The 15,828-nt window shown below is 70.1% G+C and carries 13 protein-coding genes; 11 read left to right on the top strand and 2 right to left on the bottom strand.

The window, feature by feature from the left end; translation table 11 throughout:
• Positions 1 to 129: 129 nt before the first annotated feature.
• A complete protein-coding gene (locus tag ACFVYE_RS16720) occupies positions 130 to 735 on the bottom strand; it encodes a TetR/AcrR family transcriptional regulator (protein WP_383977524.1) in 606 nt (201 codons plus the stop codon).
• A 176-nt stretch (positions 736 to 911) separates the two neighbouring features.
• Positions 912 to 2,090: a DUF418 domain-containing protein gene (locus ACFVYE_RS16715; RefSeq protein WP_389606060.1), complete on the bottom strand. Its 1,179-nt coding sequence runs from the start codon at positions 2,088 to 2,090 to the stop codon at positions 912 to 914.
• A gap of 387 nt (positions 2,091 to 2,477) precedes the next feature.
• Here ACFVYE_RS16715 and ACFVYE_RS16710 point away from each other — a divergent pair, with 387 nt between their 5' ends.
• The 11 genes from ACFVYE_RS16710 (at position 2,478) to ACFVYE_RS16660 (ending at position 15,809) form a co-directional block, all read left to right on the top strand.
• Complete coding sequence (locus ACFVYE_RS16710) at positions 2,478 to 4,085, top strand: carboxyl transferase domain-containing protein (RefSeq protein WP_383965898.1); 1,608 nt, start codon at positions 2,478 to 2,480, stop codon at positions 4,083 to 4,085.
• Between the two features lie 13 nt (positions 4,086 to 4,098).
• The gene (locus tag ACFVYE_RS16705) at positions 4,099 to 6,186 is read left to right on the top strand and encodes an acetyl-CoA carboxylase biotin carboxylase subunit (RefSeq protein WP_383965996.1); all 2,088 of its coding nucleotides are present in this window, start codon (positions 4,099 to 4,101) and stop codon (positions 6,184 to 6,186) included.
• Positions 6,183 to 7,124 (top strand): hydroxymethylglutaryl-CoA lyase, encoded by a 942-nt coding sequence (locus tag ACFVYE_RS16700; protein WP_383965901.1) that lies wholly within the window; start codon positions 6,183 to 6,185, stop codon positions 7,122 to 7,124. The genes ACFVYE_RS16705 and ACFVYE_RS16700 overlap by 4 nt, the downstream gene beginning before the upstream one ends.
• A gap of 8 nt (positions 7,125 to 7,132) precedes the next feature.
• The gene (locus ACFVYE_RS16695) at positions 7,133 to 8,299 is read left to right on the top strand and encodes an acyl-CoA dehydrogenase family protein (protein ID WP_383965904.1); all 1,167 of its coding nucleotides are present in this window, start codon (positions 7,133 to 7,135) and stop codon (positions 8,297 to 8,299) included.
• A 289-nt stretch (positions 8,300 to 8,588) separates the two neighbouring features.
• Complete coding sequence (locus tag ACFVYE_RS16690) at positions 8,589 to 9,230, top strand: GNAT family N-acetyltransferase (RefSeq protein ID WP_383965907.1); 642 nt, start codon at positions 8,589 to 8,591, stop codon at positions 9,228 to 9,230.
• Positions 9,227 to 9,586 (top strand): hypothetical protein, encoded by a 360-nt coding sequence (locus tag ACFVYE_RS16685; protein ID WP_383965910.1) that lies wholly within the window; start codon positions 9,227 to 9,229, stop codon positions 9,584 to 9,586. Before ACFVYE_RS16690 ends, ACFVYE_RS16685 begins: the two co-directional genes overlap by 4 nt.
• Before the next feature lie 109 nt (positions 9,587 to 9,695).
• On the top strand, positions 9,696 to 10,547 hold the full coding sequence (locus ACFVYE_RS16680; RefSeq protein ID WP_389606057.1) for a siderophore-interacting protein: 852 nt from the start codon (positions 9,696 to 9,698) through the stop codon (positions 10,545 to 10,547).
• 232 nt (positions 10,548 to 10,779) lie between these two features.
• Positions 10,780 to 12,228, top strand: coding sequence for a pyridoxal phosphate-dependent decarboxylase family protein (locus tag ACFVYE_RS16675; protein ID WP_389606055.1), 1,449 nt, complete (start codon positions 10,780 to 10,782; stop codon positions 12,226 to 12,228).
• Positions 12,212 to 13,489: a lysine N(6)-hydroxylase/L-ornithine N(5)-oxygenase family protein gene (locus ACFVYE_RS16670; RefSeq protein WP_389606053.1), complete on the top strand. Its 1,278-nt coding sequence runs from the start codon at positions 12,212 to 12,214 to the stop codon at positions 13,487 to 13,489. The genes ACFVYE_RS16675 and ACFVYE_RS16670 overlap by 17 nt, the downstream gene beginning before the upstream one ends.
• A complete protein-coding gene (locus ACFVYE_RS16665; RefSeq protein WP_383965920.1) occupies positions 13,486 to 14,031 on the top strand; it encodes a GNAT family N-acetyltransferase in 546 nt (181 codons plus the stop codon). The genes ACFVYE_RS16670 and ACFVYE_RS16665 overlap by 4 nt, the downstream gene beginning before the upstream one ends.
• A complete protein-coding gene (locus ACFVYE_RS16660) occupies positions 14,031 to 15,809 on the top strand; it encodes an IucA/IucC family protein (RefSeq protein ID WP_389606051.1) in 1,779 nt (592 codons plus the stop codon). The genes ACFVYE_RS16665 and ACFVYE_RS16660 overlap by 1 nt, the downstream gene beginning before the upstream one ends.
• The last annotated feature ends 19 nt before the right edge of the window (positions 15,810 to 15,828 follow it).

Raw genomic sequence — 15,828 nt, 5'->3', positions numbered from 1 at the left:
GAAAAGGAAGGGAAATTGAGGGATCTCCTCTTCCCTCTCGCATCAATTCATATGTTCAAAGGCCGGTCAGAAAACACGAAGGCCGGGAAGAAAACACGCCGCTCCCATCGACGGGACCACGGTCGGGCCCTATGCGCGGGCCGCCGCCTCGAACGCCCCGCGCGCCAGCCGGTGCAGCAGCGCCGCCGTGTCCGCACGGTCCGGCTGCGCGTCGGGGCGGCCCAGGTGCGGGGTCGAGTTCAGGAGGCCGAAGACGGCATGAACGGCGGCGCGGGCCTCATGCTCGGGCAGGTCCGGGTACAGCTCGCGGACCACCTCCACCCACACCTCGACGTACTGCCGCTGGAGCTGCCGGACCCGCTTGCGGTCGGCGTCCCGGAGACGGTCCAGCTCACGGTCGTGGAGGGTGATCAGGGGGCGGTCGTCGAGGGCGAAGTCGATATGGCCCTCGATGAGCGCGTCGAGCAGGGCTTGCGGGGAGCCGTCCTGGCAGGCCGCGTCCTCCGACACGCGCAGTTGCCCGCCCGCCAGCAGTCGCTCACTGATACCGACCAGCAGCTCGGCGAGCATCGCGTCCTTGCCGGGGAAGTGCCGGTAGAGACCGGGGCCACTGATACCGACGGCGGCACCTATCTCGTCGACGCCGACACCGTGGAAGCCGCGCTCGGCAAAGAGGCGGGCAGCCTCCTTGAGGATCTGCTCGCGGCGGGTGGGGGCGTCCGTCCTGGTGGTCATGGATTCGATTCTAGACAGTCGGGTTAGCGAACGTTAACCTGAGTGCAATGTGTCAACACTCATTGACCGAGTCGAGTCGAGGGGTGGCCGCGCTTCTCGGTAAACGCGACGCCGCGCGAGCCGGCACGGCCGCGTCGCACGTCCGCCGCCCGCGTCAGCGGTCGCGGTCCGCCTGACTACGAAACCCTCCCGGCCGTCGCCTTCCCGGGCCGCGCCCACAGCGTCACCGCGCGCAGCAGCCATTCCACGGGCCCGAGCCGGTGGCGCCTCATCAGCCACCCGCTGAGTGCGAGCTGACAGGCGTACAGCACGAGCGCCCCGCCGACCGCCGCCGCCGCGCCCGTGCGGCCGTACAGCCCCAGGCCGTACCCGGAGAAGACGAGGGCCATGACGAGGGACTGGGTCAGGTAGTTGGTCAGCGCCATCCGCCCGGCGGGCGCGAAGAGCCGGGCCGTCGCGGCGCCGCTCGGTGCGGCGAACCACAGCAGCAGCCCGGTGGCGTACGCGGCCGAGAGCGCCGGGGCCGCGGCCAGACCGACCGCCGTTGCGAACAGTTCCCAGCGCTCCGGCAGCGGCCCCGCGATCCCCGCCGCGGAGAAGACCGCCCCGGGGACTCCGATGGCGAGACCTCTCAGAAAGATGCGGCGCAGCCGCGCCCGGTCGGCGAGCGCGGCTGCGCCGAGCCACTGCCGCCGGCCGGCCACGAACCCTATGAGGAAGGCGGCGACCACATAACCGCCCATCAGCGGAAGGGCTGCCACGATGTCGGTCAGCGCCCTGATGTTGGCGCCGACGACCTCGGTGAAGCCACCCCTGTAGGCGGCGGTCAGCTCGGCCTTCACTGCGGCGGATTCGCTCAGATCACCGGGATCGAACAGCGCGGCGCCCAGGCCGACCAGCAGCAGGAACCCGCCGGCGACGCCGTACACCCCGAGCGCCGCCCGCCGGGCCTTCGCGGGCCCGGCGTTCCGGGCGGCCAGCAGGACCAGTCCGCACAGGGCGTACATCATGAGGATGTCGCCGCTGTAGAGCAGCACCGCGTGCGCGAGCCCGAGCACGGACAGTCCGGCCAGCCGCCGTGACATCCGGGGTACGAAGCGTGCCCCGGCGCGGGCGGCCGAGTCCATCTGAAGGGTGAAGCTGTAGCCGAAGAGGAAGGAGAAGAGCAGGTAGAACTTCGACTGCGCGAGGAGAACGACCAGCCATTCCACGGCCCCGTCCGCCGCGTGCACATCCGCGAGCCCGCCCCTGATGCCCGGAGGCCCGGCCGTCGTCAGGACGTTCACGACCAGGATCCCGGCGAGCGCGAACCCGCGCAGGGCATCCACTTCGAGGATGCGTGGCCTCTCGGTCACTCCCCTGGCCGTTCCCCCGCCCACCCCTTGCACCGACTGCGACTGAAACTGCTGCGTCATCTGCTGGTTTCCCCCACCCGATCGGCCGTCGGCCGTTACACGCCCCCGGCCATGACGACCGGAGCCCCCACACACGCCAGGCAACTCGCTCGGTCATGGCCCTCGTCGGACCGCGACCGTTGCCGCTCCGGGTCGGGGAGCGGCGCGGGTCATTATTCCGGGCCCGCCGCGCGCCCTGCCCTCTGCGGGACGTCAGTGACCGATACCTGCCGTAACCACTGCGGGCACCGGACGAACGGCCTGGACAAGGCTGTTAGCGCTCGTTAACCTGAAGCCATACGTTAACGCTCATTAACCACTGCGGTACGGGCAAGGGGGCTCGACACGATGCAGCAGGCACCGGTGCTGGCGAGCGCGGCCGATCCCGCCTCCGAGGCCTGGCAGGCCAACGAGGCGGCGCATCACGCGCTCGCCGACGAGCTGCGCAAGCGGCTCGCCACGGCCAGGCTCGGCGGAGGTGAGAAGGCCCGCGCCCGGCATGTGGCGCGCGGCAAGCTGCTGCCCCGGGACCGGGTGGACACCTTGCTGGACCCCGGGTCGCCCTTCCTGGAGCTGGCTCCGCTGGCGGCCGAGGGGCTGTACGGGGGCGCCGCCCCGGCGGCCGGGGTGATCGCCGGAATCGGCCGGGTCAGCGGCCGGGAGTGCGTGATCGTCGCCAATGACGCGACCGTCAAGGGCGGCACGTACTACCCGATGACCGTGAAGAAGCACCTCCGCGCCCAGGAAGTGGCGCTGGAGAACCGGCTCCCTTGCCTGTATCTCGTCGACTCGGGCGGGGCGTTCCTGCCGATGCAGGACGAGGTCTTCCCGGACCGGGAGCACTTCGGGCGGATCTTCTTCAACCAGGCCCGGATGTCGGGGGCCGGGATTCCGCAGATCGCGGCGGTGCTGGGCTCGTGCACGGCGGGCGGGGCGTACGTCCCCGCGATGAGCGACGAGGCCGTGATCGTCCGCAATCAGGGCACGATCTTCCTGGGCGGTCCGCCGCTGGTGAAGGCCGCCACCGGCGAGGTCGTGACGGCCGAGGAGCTGGGCGGCGGCGAGGTGCACTCCCGTACGTCGGGGGTGACCGACCATCTCGCCGAGGACGACGCGCACGCGCTGCGGATCGTGCGGAACATCGTCGCCACGCTGCCGGAGCGCGGCGCGCTTCCGTGGTCGGTGCAGCCGGTCGAGGAGCCGAAGGTCGATCCCGCCGGGTTGTACGGGGCCGTCCCGGTCGATTCCCGGACGCCGTACGACGTACGGGAGGTGATCGCCCGGGTGGTGGACGCCTCCCGGTTCGCCGAGTTCAAGGCGGAGTACGGGACGACGCTGATCACCGGTTTCGCCCGTATCCACGGCCACCCGGTCGGAATCGTCGCCAACAACGGCATCCTGTTCTCCGAGTCCGCCCAGAAGGGCGCCCACTTCATCGAGCTGTGCGACCAGCGCGGTATCCCGCTGGTCTTTCTGCAGAACATCTCGGGCTTCATGGTGGGGCGGGACTACGAGGCCGGCGGCATCGCCAAGCACGGCGCGAAGATGGTCACGGCCGTCGCCTGCACCCGTGTGCCGAAGCTGACCGTCGTGGTCGGCGGGTCGTACGGGGCGGGCAACTACTCGATGTGCGGGCGGGCCTACTCACCGCGCTTCCTGTGGATGTGGCCCAACGCGAAGATCTCCGTCATGGGCGGCGAGCAGGCCGCATCCGTCCTCGCGACGGTCAAGCGCGACCAGCTGGGCGACGACTGGAGCGCCGAGGACGAGGAAGCCTTCAAGGCCCCGATCCGCGAGCAGTACGAGACCCAGGGCAATGCGTACTACGCCACGGCCCGGCTCTGGGACGACGGTGTGATCGACCCGATGGAGACCCGGCAGGTGCTGGGGCTCGCTCTGACCGCGTGTGCGAACGCCCCGCTGGGTGAGCCCGGCTTCGGCGTCTTCCGGATGTGAGGAACAGATGACGATGTTCGACACCGTTCTTGTCGCCAACCGCGGCGAGATCGCGGTACGTGTCATCCGTACGCTGCGCGAGCTCGGCGTCCGCTCGGTCGCCGTCTTCAGCGACGCGGACGCGGAGGCCCGGCATGTACGCGAGGCCGACACGGCGGTACGGATCGGGCCCGCGCCCGCCTCGATGAGCTATCTGAGCGTGCCCGCGCTGCTGGACGCGGCCCGCCGCACCGGCGCGCAGGCCGTCCACCCCGGGTACGGATTCCTCGCCGAGAACGCGGGCTTCGCGCGGGCGTGCGCGGAGGCGGGGCTGGCCTTCATCGGTCCGCCGGCCCAGGCCATCTCGCTGATGGGCGACAAGATCCGGGCCAAGGAGACGGTCGCGGCGGCCGGGGTCCCGGTGGTGCCGGGCTCGTCCGGGAGCGGGCTCTCCGATGCCCAGCTGGCCACCGCGGCCCGCGAGATCGGTACGCCCGTACTGCTGAAGCCCTCGGCGGGCGGCGGCGGCAAGGGCATGCGGCTGGTGCGCGACGAGGCGCTGCTCGCGGACGAGATCGCGGCCGCCCGGCGCGAGGCACGGGCCTCCTTCGGCGACGACACGCTGCTCGTGGAGCGGTGGATCGACCGGCCCCGGCACATCGAGATCCAGGTGCTGGCGGACGCCCACGGCAACGTGGTCCACCTCGGTGAGCGCGAGTGCTCGCTCCAGCGCCGCCACCAGAAGATCATCGAGGAGGCGCCGTCCGTCCTGCTCGACGAGGAGACCCGGGCGGCGATGGGCGAGGCGGCCGTCCAGGCGGCCCGCAGTTGCGGATATGTCGGCGCGGGCACGGTGGAGTTCATCGTCCCGGGCAACGACCCCGCCTCGTACTACTTCATGGAGATGAACACCCGCCTCCAGGTCGAACACCCGGTCACCGAGCTGATCACCGGCCTGGACCTGGTGGAGTGGCAGCTGAGGGTCGCGGCGGGCGAGCAACTCCCTTACGAACAGCAGGACATAAAGCTCACCGGCCATGCGATCGAGGCGCGGATCTGTGCGGAGGACCCGTTCCGCGGCTTCCTGCCGTCCGGTGGCACGGTGCTCGCGCTGCACGAGCCGCAGGGCAACGGCGTACGGACGGACTCCGGGCTCGGCACGGGCGGCGAGGTCGGCAGCCTGTACGACCCGATGCTGTCGAAGGTCATCGCGTACGGCCCCGACCGCGCCGCCGCCCTGCGCCGGCTGCGTGCGGCGCTCGCGGACACGGTGATCCTCGGCGTCCCGACGAACGCCGGCTTCCTGCGCCGGCTGCTTGCCCACCCGGCGGTGGTGGCGGGCGATCTGGACACCGGTCTGGTGGAGCGCGAGGTGGCCGGGCTGGTGCCGGAGGGGGTGCCGGAGGAGGTGTACGCGGCGGCGGCGCTGCTGCGGCAGCCCTCCCCGGCGAGCGTCTCCCCGGGGGACGGTTCCGGCTGGGTGGACCCGTTCTCCGTGGCGAGCGGCTGGCGGCTGGGCGGCACCCCCGCCCGGACGGTGCGCCACTTCCGGCTGCCGGGCCACGACCCGGTGCAGGTGTCACTGCGTTCCTGCCCGGCGGGCACCGAGCTGACGTTCGGCCATGTCGGGGAGGGCGCACAGCCGCCGGAGCCCGCGACGGGCGCCTGCGGCCCGCTGGCCCCGATGCCCGGCGGCAAGGAGACGGCCGGGCTGATCGAGCTGTCCCCGCATCACCTCACGCTCGAACTCGCCGGTGTCACCCACACGTTCACCCATGCCGCGTCCCCGGAGGGGACCTGGCTGGGCCGCGACGGCGACACCTGGCACGTACAGGATCACGATCCCGTGGAGGCGTCGCTGGCCGGCGCCGCCCGTACCGGGGCGGACACGCTCGCCGCACCCATGCCCGGGACCGTCACCGTCGTGAAGGTGATGGTCGGGGACGAGGTCGTGGCCGGTCAGAGCCTGCTCGTCGTCGAGGCGATGAAGATGGAGCACGTCATCTCCGCCCCGCACGCCGGGACCGTGACCGAGCTGGATGTCACCGCCGGCGCCACGGTCACCATGGACCAGATCCTGGCCGTGGTGACCCCCGCCGAAGCTCCCGGGGAGGACGCATGACACCCCGCCCCCTGCCCATGACCGTGCCCGCCCGGGATCTGCCCCCACGAGTACGCATCCACGAGGTCGGCGCCCGCGACGGGCTGCAGAACGAGAAGGCCGTCGTACCGACCGAGGTGAAGGCGGAGTTCATCCACCGTCTGGCCGCGTCGGGCCTGACCACCATCGAGGCGACCAGCTTCGTGCACCCGAAGTGGGTGCCCCAACTGGCCGACGCGGAGGACCTGTTCCCCCGACTCGACGACATCGAGGGCGCCGCCCTGCCCGTACTCGTACCGAACGAACGCGGCCTGGACCGGGCCCTGGCGCTCGGCGCCCGCCGCATCGCCGTGTTCGGCTCGGCGACCGAGACGTTCGCCGCCCGCAATCTCAACCGCACCGTCGACGAGTCGCTCGCCATGTTCGAGCCGGTCGTCGCGCGGGCCAAGGCCGACAAGGTGCATGTCCGCGGCTATCTGTCGATGTGCTTCGGCGACCCGTGGGAGGGGCCCGTCCCCGTCCACCAGGTCGTCCGCGTGGCCAAGGCACTGATGGACCTCGGCTGCGACGAACTCTCCCTCGGCGACACCATCGGCGTTGCCACGCCCGGCCATGTGCAGGATCTGCTCTCCGGGCTGAACGAGGAGGGCGTGCACACCGACACCATCGGCGTGCACTTCCACGACACATACGGCCAGGCCCTCTCCAACACCCTCGCCGCGCTCCAGCACGGTGTCACCACCGTGGACGCCTCCGCGGGCGGCCTCGGCGGCTGCCCGTACGCGAAGAGCGCGACCGGAAATCTCGCCACCGAAGACCTCGTGTGGATGCTCGACGGCCTCGGCATCGAAACCGGGGTCGACCTCGACGCGCTCACCGCCACCAGCGTGTGGCTCGCCGAACAACTGGGCCGACCCAGCCCGTCCCGTACCGTCCGCGCCCTCTCCCACAAGGAGTGACCCCTGCCATGCCCCTGGACCACCGGCTGACCGCCGAGCACGAGGAACTGCGTCGCACCGTCGAGGAGTTCGCGCACGATGTGATCGCGCCGAAGATCGGCGACTTCTACGAGCGCCATGAGTTCCCGTACGAGATCGTGCGGGAGATGGGACGGATGGGCCTGTTCGGGCTGCCGTTCCCGGAGGAGTACGGCGGCATGGGCGGCGACTATCTCGCCCTCGGGATCGCCCTGGAGGAGCTGGCCCGGGTCGACTCGTCCGTGGCGATCACGCTGGAGGCCGGGGTCTCGCTCGGCGCGATGCCGGTCCACCACTTCGGCACGGAGGAGCAGAAGCGGCAGTGGCTGCCGAAGCTCTGCTCGGGCGAGGCGCTCGGCGCGTTCGGCCTGACCGAGCCGGACGCCGGCTCGGACGCGGGCGGCACCCGCACGACGGCGGTGCGCGACGAGGCCACGGGCGAGTGGGTGATCAACGGCTCCAAGTGCTTCATCACCAACTCCGGTACGGACATCACGGAGCTGGTCACGGTCACGGCGGTGACCGGCCACAAGGAGAACGGCGCGCCGCTCATCTCCTCGATCATCGTGCCGTCCGGCACCCCCGGCTTCACGGTCGCCGCCCCGTACTCCAAGGTCGGCTGGAACGCCTCGGACACCCGCGAACTGTCCTTCGCCGACGTCCGCGTGCCCCTGGCGAACCTGCTGGGCGAGGAGGGCCGCGGCTACGCCCAGTTCCTGCGCATCCTGGACGAGGGCCGGATCGCCATCGCCGCCCTGTCCACGGGCCTGGCGCAGGGCTGCGTGGACGAGTCGGTGAAGTACGCCAAGGAGCGCCAGGCCTTCGGCAGGCCGATCGGTGCCAACCAGGCCATCCAGTTCAAGATCGCGGACATGGAGATGCGGGCCCACATGGCCCGCATCGGCTGGCGTGACGCGGCGTCGCGCCTGGTGGCCGGCGAACCGTTCAAGAAGGAGGCCGCGATCGCGAAGCTGTACTCGTCGACGGTCGCGGTGGACAACGCCCGCGAGGCGACCCAGATCCACGGCGGCTACGGCTTCATGAACGAGTACCCGGTGGCCAGGATGTGGCGCGACTCCAAGATCCTGGAGATCGGCGAGGGCACGAGCGAGGTGCAGCGGATGCTGATCGCGAGGGAGCTGGGGCTGCCGGCCTGACGGCCACCGGGCGGAGGCCGGGCGGGCGATCAGCTCGTCGCGCCCGGCCACTCCTCGCGGAGCATTCCGGACAGCACGGTGTCGTACCGCTTGCCCGCCACCGGCACGGCGGCCCGGCGCCGGCCTCCTCGCGGAAGCCCGCCCCGGTGAAGGCGCGAACGGCCCGCTCGTTGCCGCTCCAGGTGTCCAGCTCGATCCGGTGCAGCCCGAAGACCCCGACGGCAGTGATCCCGGAGCCGGTTGCGCAATTCGTTCGACAGGCCGCGGGCCCGAGCGGCAGAGTCCGTACATGAAGCTGCAGCACTGGCCCCTGTACGGGCTCCGCCTCCGCACGCCGCGCCTGGAACTGCGCCTTCCGGACCTGGAGTTGCTGGGCGATCTCGCATCGGTCGCCGCGGACGGGGTACACCCGCCGGCCGACATGCCGTTCACGGTTCCCTGGACCGACGCGTCGCCCGCCGAGTGCGGCAAGGCCGTGTTCCAGCATGTGCTGGCCACCGTCGCCAACTGGTCCGTACGGGACTGGGCACTGAGCCTCGCCGTGCTGCACGAGGGCAAGGTGGTCGGGCGGCAGGACGTGATGGCGAAGGACTTCGCCGTGACCGGTGAGGTCAGCACCGGTTCGTGGCTGGGTCTGGCCCATCAGGGCCGGGGCATCGGCACCGAGATGCGGGCCGCCGCCCTGCACCTCGCCTTCGCCGGACTCGGGGCCCGGACCGCGGTCTCGGCCGCCATGACCGACAACCCGCGCTCGCTGGGTGTCTCACGCCGGCTCGGCTATCTGCCGGACGGACTGGAGGTCGCCGCGGTGCGGGGTGCGCCCGTCACTCTGCAGCGGCTGCGGCTGGACCGTGCCCGCTGGGAGGAGTACCGGGCCGTCGAGGTGACGGTCGAGGGGCTCGACGGCTGCCGTGAGGAGTTCGGGTCGTGACTTTGACGGTGCATACGTTCATATACGACGAGGACTGTCAGTCGCATCTCCTCGACGACCCCGAGGACGGCAGCAACATGGCCGGGACCGAGGTCTGCCGGACCACGCTGTGGGGGTCACAGGCCGCACGGGCGCTCGGCGCCCGGTTCTTCCCCGAGCTGGCCACCGGCAATCTGCACGTGGAGCCGGAGGACATCGACGACTTCCTCGAAGAGTGCGAGCTGCTGCACCGCAACGCCGCAACGCTCGCCGGAGGCGGCGACGACCGGCGGGACTACGTGGTGGCCCGGCTGGCCAACATCACCGCAGCCGCCCTGCGGGCCCGAGCCGTGGGCGGCGGGGTCCTCGTCTGGTGAGCGGCCCCGGGGCACCCTCGAATATTCGATTAGGTTAGGCTCACCTTCCTTCGGATATACCGGCGGCCGGTTCCCGGCTTCGCTTCCGGTTCCTGGGAGGAGCCCCCGCATGACGACGTCCGTCGCACCCCCCATCACCCCTTTCCGGTTCTTCGGCCTGACCGTCCTGCGGACCCGGCGACTCGGACCCTCCATGCTCCGGGTCACCTTCGGCGGCCCGGGACTCGACGGCTTCGCCGCCGGAGGACGAGACCAGAGCCTGTCGCTGTTCCTGCCGCACCCCGGCCAGCCGGAACCAGTCGTTCCGGTCGATGAGGACGGGAATTGGTTCGCCGCCTGGCGCGCCCTTCCGGACGACGTACGGGCCGTCATGCGCTCGTACACCGTGCGCACCCAGCGCCGCACACCCGACGGGGCGACCGAGATCGACATCGACTTCGCGCTCCACGAGGACGGCGGGCCTGCCTGTCGCTGGGCCGCCGCCGCCTCCCCCGGCGATCCACTCAAGGCGCTGGGCCCGGCCGTCGAGGACAACACCGCCGTCCGCTTCCGCCCTCCGCAGGACACCGACTGGGTACTGATCTGGGCCGACGAGACCGCGCTGCCCGCCGCATCCGCCGCCCTGGAGTGGCTGCCGGCCGGCATGGAGGCCCAGGTCTGGCTGGAGGTCCAGCACACCGAGGACCGCCAGGCCCTCAACACCGCGGCCAAGGCCCGGATCACCTGGCTCGTACGGGACGAAGGCGCACCCGCCGGCCTGGAGGCCGTCCAGGCGGCCGAGTTGCCCGAGGGGACGCCGTACGTCTGGATCGCGGGCGAGTCGTCACAGGTGCGGGCACTGCGCCGCCACCTCGTGCAGGAACGCCGATTCGACCGCAGGCGCGTGACGTTCGTCGGGTACTGGCGTCGCGGGATGAGCGAGGAGCAGCTGCGCGAGGCGGCGACCGCCGAGGACGCGTAGCCGGAAGGCGGCGGGTGCGAGCCGCGCGCCGCACACCCGGAACTCCCGCCCACAGGCCAAAAGCAGCCACCCCGTACGCGCAAATCGGTCAATCTCTACGTCCCCCGGGGGCGAGGAACAACCCGATGTTGAAGTTAGGTTAGGCTAACCTCACTTCAACATCGGGCCCTCGCCCCCCTCTTTCTGCCCTGAGGGCCGATGAAGTTTCCCCGCATCCGGGAGGACCCCTTTCATGCGTTCGCACCTGCTCAACGACACGACCGCGGAGCATTACCGGCGCTCCGTGACCGCAGGAGTCGAACGGGTCGCAGCCAAACTCGCCGCCACAGACCGGCCGTTCACCGGAGTCTCCGTCGACGAGCTCACTCCCGTCGTCGACGCGATCGATCTGGACCGGCCACTGGGCGACGCGTCCGCCGCCCTCGACGAGCTCGACCGCGTCTACCTCCGTGACGCCGTCTACTTCCACCACCCCCGCTACCTGGGCCACCTCAACTGCCCGGTCGTCATCCCCGCCGTCCTCGGCGAAGCCGTTCTCTCGGCCGTCAACTCCTCCCTGGACACCTGGGACCAGAGCGCGGGCGGCACCCTCATCGAGCGTCGGCTGATCGACTGGACCGCGGCCCGGATCGGCCTGGGACCGGCCGCGGACGGCGTCTTCACCAGCGGCGGTACGCAGTCCAATCTGCAGGCCCTGCTGCTCGCCCGGGAGGAGGCCAAGACGTCGCCGCACCACTTCACCCGGCTGCGCATCTTCACCTCCGAATGCAGCCACTTCAGCGTGCAGAAGTCGGCGAAACTCCTCGGTCTCGGCCCGGACTCGGTCATCCCCGTCCCCGTCGACAACAACAAGCGCATGCAGACCGTGGCGCTGGCCCACGCGCTGGAGCAGTGCGTCGCCGAAGGTGCCGTCCCGATGGCCGTCGTCGCCACCGCGGGCACCACCGACTTCGGCTCCATCGACCCGCTGCCCGAAATCGCCGCGCTCTGCGAGCAGTTCTCCACCTGGATGCATGTCGACGCCGCCTACGGCTGCGGGCTGCTGGCCTCCCGTGAGCGCCGCCATCTCCTCGACGGGATCGAGCGCGCCGACTCGGTCACCGTGGACTACCACAAGTCCTTCTTCCAACCGGTGAGTTCGTCCGCCCTGCTGCTCCGCGACCGGGCCACGCTGCGCCATGCCACTTACCACGCCGAATACCTCAACCCGCAGCGAATGGCCGCCGAACGCATCCCCAACCAGGTGGACAAGTCGCTGCAGACCACCCGCAGGTTCGACGCCCTGAAACTGTGGATGACGCTGCGCGTCATGGGTGCCGACGGCATCGGTGAACTCTTCGACGAGGTCTGCGACCTGGCCGCCGAGGGCTGGCGGCTGCTCGCCGCCGACCCGCGCTTCGACGTCGTCGTCGAGCCCCAGCTGTCCACGCTGGTGTTCCGCTACATCCCGGCCGGCATCACCGCGCCCGCCGAGATCGACCGGGCCAATCTCCACGCCCGCAGGGCACTCTTCGCCTCCGGCGAGGCCGTCGTCGCCGGCACGAAGGTCGGCGGCCGCCAGTACCTGAAGTTCACCCTGCTCAACCCCGAAACGACCGCGCAGGACATCTCCGCGGTACTCGACCTGATCTCCGGCCACGCCGAGCAGTACCTGGGAGACTCCCTTGACCGCGCTTCCTGAACCCCATGACTTCATCGGCATCGGGCTCGGCCCGTTCAACCTCGGGCTCGCCTGTCTGACCGAGCCGATCGACGAACTGAACGGGGTGTTCCTGGAGTCCAAGCCGGACTTCGAATGGCACGCCGGGATGTTCCTCGAAGGGGCCCACCTCCAGACACCGTTCATGTCGGACCTGGTCACGATGGCCGACCCGACCTCGCCGTACTCCTTCCTGAACTATCTGAAGGAACGCGGGCGGCTGTACTCCTTCTACATCCGGGAGAACTTCTACCCCCTGCGGACCGAGTACAACGACTACTGCCGCTGGGCCGCCGCCAAACTGAACAGCATCCGGTTCAACGAGACCGTCGAGTCGCTCACGTACGACGAGGGCACCGCGCTCTACACCGTCCGCACCGCCACCGGCAGCGCCTTCCGGGCCCCACGGCTCGTGCTCGGCACCGGCACTCCCCCGTACATCCCGGACGCCTGCCAGGACCTGGGCGGCGACTATCTGCACAACTCCCGCTACCTGGAAGGGAAAGCGGCACTCCAGGCGAAGAAGTCCATCACCCTCGTCGGCAGTGGGCAGAGCGCGGCCGAGATCTACTACGACCTGCTCTCCGAGATCGATGTGCACGGCTACCGGCTGAACTGGGTGACGCGCTCGCCGCGGTTCTTCCCGCTGGAGTACACCAAGCTGACGCTGGAGATGACCTCCCCGGAGTACGTCGACTACTTCCACGCACTGCCCGAGGAGACCCGCTACCGGCTGGAGTCCGGGCAGAAGGGCCTCTTCAAGGGCATCGACGGAGAGCTGATCGACGCGATCTTCGATCTGCTCTACCAGAAGAACCTGCCCGGCCCCGTCCCGACCCGACTCCTCACCAACTCCTCCCTGGACAGGGCGAGTTATGAGGAGAGCAGCGGCATGTACACGCTGGGGCTGCACCAGGAGGAGCAGGGCAAGGACTACACCCTCACCACCGAGGGCCTGATCCTCGCCACCGGCTACCGCTACCGCCCGCCCGCGTTCCTCGATGACATCCACGACCGGCTGCGCCGGGACGGCCACGGCCGCTTCGACGTGGCCCGCAACTACTCCATCGACACCACCGGGCACGGCGTCTTCCTGCAGAACGCGGGCACGCACACCCACTCGATCACCTCACCCGACCTGGGCATGGGTGCCTACCGCAACGCGTACATCATCGGCGAACTGCTCGGCCGTGAGTACTACCCGGTCGAGAAGTCCGTAGCCTTCCAGGAGTTCGCCGTATGAGCACTGCCCTCGGTACGTTCACCGTCCGCGCCCTCGACCCTCTCGCCGACGCCCAACTGGTGCACGGCTGGATCACCCACCCCAAGGCCTCCTTCTGGCTGATGGGCGACGCGAAACTCCAGGACGTCGAGCGGGAGTACATGGCGATCGCCGCCCACCCGCACCACGACGCGTTCATAGGACTGCACAACGGGGAGCCCGCCTTCCTGATGGAGCGGTACGACCCCACCGAGGTCGAGCTCAAGGGGCTGTACGACGCCGAGCCCGGCGACATCGGGATGCACTTCCTGGTCGCCCCGACCGGCACCCCGCTGCACGGCTTCACGCTCGGCGTGATAACGGCCGTGATGGAGGCGATGTTCGCCGACCCGTCCGTACACCGGGTCGTCGTCGAACCCGACGTACGCAACAGCGCGGTGCACGCCCTCAACAAGGCGGTCGGCTTCGAAGTGCTGGGCGAGATAGCCAAGCCGGAGAAGGACGCCCTGCTCAGCGCCTGCACACGGGAACAGTTCGCCGCAGCGACCGGGGGTGGCGTCTGATGTCCCCCGTCATCGGCAGCGTCGCCCATCTCACCCCTGAGCGCTGGGCCACCGCCAACCGGCTGCTGATCCGCAAGGCGCTCGCCGAGTTCAGCCACGAGCGGCTGCTGACCCCAGCGCCACTCGGCGACAACCGCTACTCGGTGCGCAGCGACGACGCGGCGACCGAGTACCGCTTCACCGCACGGATCTACGCCCTCGACCACTGGCAGGTCGAGGCCGACTCGATCACCCGCCACCGACACGGCTCCGAACTGGCACTGGACGCGGCCGAGTTCTTCGTCGAGCTGCGCTCCACGCTCGGCCTCTCGGCGGAGATCCTCCCGGTCTACCTGGAGGAGATCTCCTCCACCCTGGCCGGCACCGCGTACAAGCTGACCAAGCCGCCCGTCACCTCCGCCGAGCTGGTCCGTGCCGGGTTCCAGGCGATCGAGACCGGCATGACCGAGGGCCACCCCTGCTTCGTCGCCAACAACGGGCGGCTCGGCTTCGGCGTGGACGAGTACCGGGTGTACGCCCCCGAGGCGGCAGCAGAGATCCGTCTGGTGTGGCTCGCCGCCCGCCGCGACCGCGCCACCTTCACCGCGGGCACCGGCCTCGACTACGGGACGCTGATCGCGGGCGAGCTGGGCGAGGAGACCCTCACCCGGTTCCGGGCCACGATGACCGGCCTCGGGCTCGAACTCGACGACTACCTGCTGATCCCCGTCCACCCCTGGCAGTGGTGGAACAAGCTGGCCGTCACCTTCGCCGGGGAGCTCGCACAGCAGTATCTGGTCTGCCTGGGCGAAGGCGACGACGCGTACCTGGCACAGCAGTCCATCCGCACCTTCTTCAACACCAGCAACCCGGACCGCCACTACGTCAAAACGGCGCTGTCCGTCCTCAACATGGGCTTCATGCGCGGGCTCTCCGCCGCGTACATGGAGGCCACTCCCGCGATCAACGACTGGCTGGCCGAGCTGATCGAGCGCGACGAGCTGCTGTGCGAGGCCCGTTTCTCGATCATCCGGGAACGGGCGGCCATCGGCTACCACCACCGGACGTACGAGGCGGCCACCGCCAAGGGCTCCCCGTACCTGAAAATGCTCGCCGCGCTGTGGCGGGAGAGCCCGGTCCCCGGCCTGGCCCCCGGCGAGCAGGTCGCGACCATGGCCTCGCTGCTCCACACCGACCACGAGGGCAACTCCGTCGCCGGTGCGCTGATCGCCGAGTCGGGGCTGGACCCCGCGGTGTGGCTGCGCCACTACCTGGACGCGTACCTGGTGCCGGTGCTGCACAGCTTCTACGCGTACGACCTGGTGTTCATGCCGCACGGCGAGAACGTCATCCTGGTCGTCGAGGACGGGGTCGTACGGCGCACGGTGTTCAAGGACATCGCCGAGGAGATCGCGGTCATGGACCCGGACGCGGTGCTGCCGCCGAAGGTCGAGCGGATCCGCGCCGAGGTTCCCGAGGACATGAAACTGCTCTCGGTCCTCACCGATGTCTTCGACTGCTTCCTGCGCTTCCTGGGCGCGGGGCTGGCGAGCGAGGGCGTACTCGACGAGGAGACGTTCTGGCGGACGGTCGCCCGATGCGTGACCGGCTACCAGGAGTCGGTGCCGTATCTCGCCGAGAAGTTCGAGCAGTACGACATGTTCACGGACGAGTTCGCGCTGTCCTGCCTGAACCGGCTGCAGCTGCGGAACAACAAGCAGATGGTCGATCTGACCGATCCGTCGGGGGCACTGCAGCTGATCGGCACGTTGAAGAACCCGATCGCCGGACAGGCGTGAAACCGGGCCCGTCCGGCGA

This window comes from Streptomyces sp. NPDC058239, from assembly GCF_042882185.1.
Lineage (GTDB): Bacteria > Actinomycetota > Actinomycetes > Streptomycetales > Streptomycetaceae > Streptomyces.
This window is presented reverse-complemented; position numbering and strand designations above follow the sequence as displayed.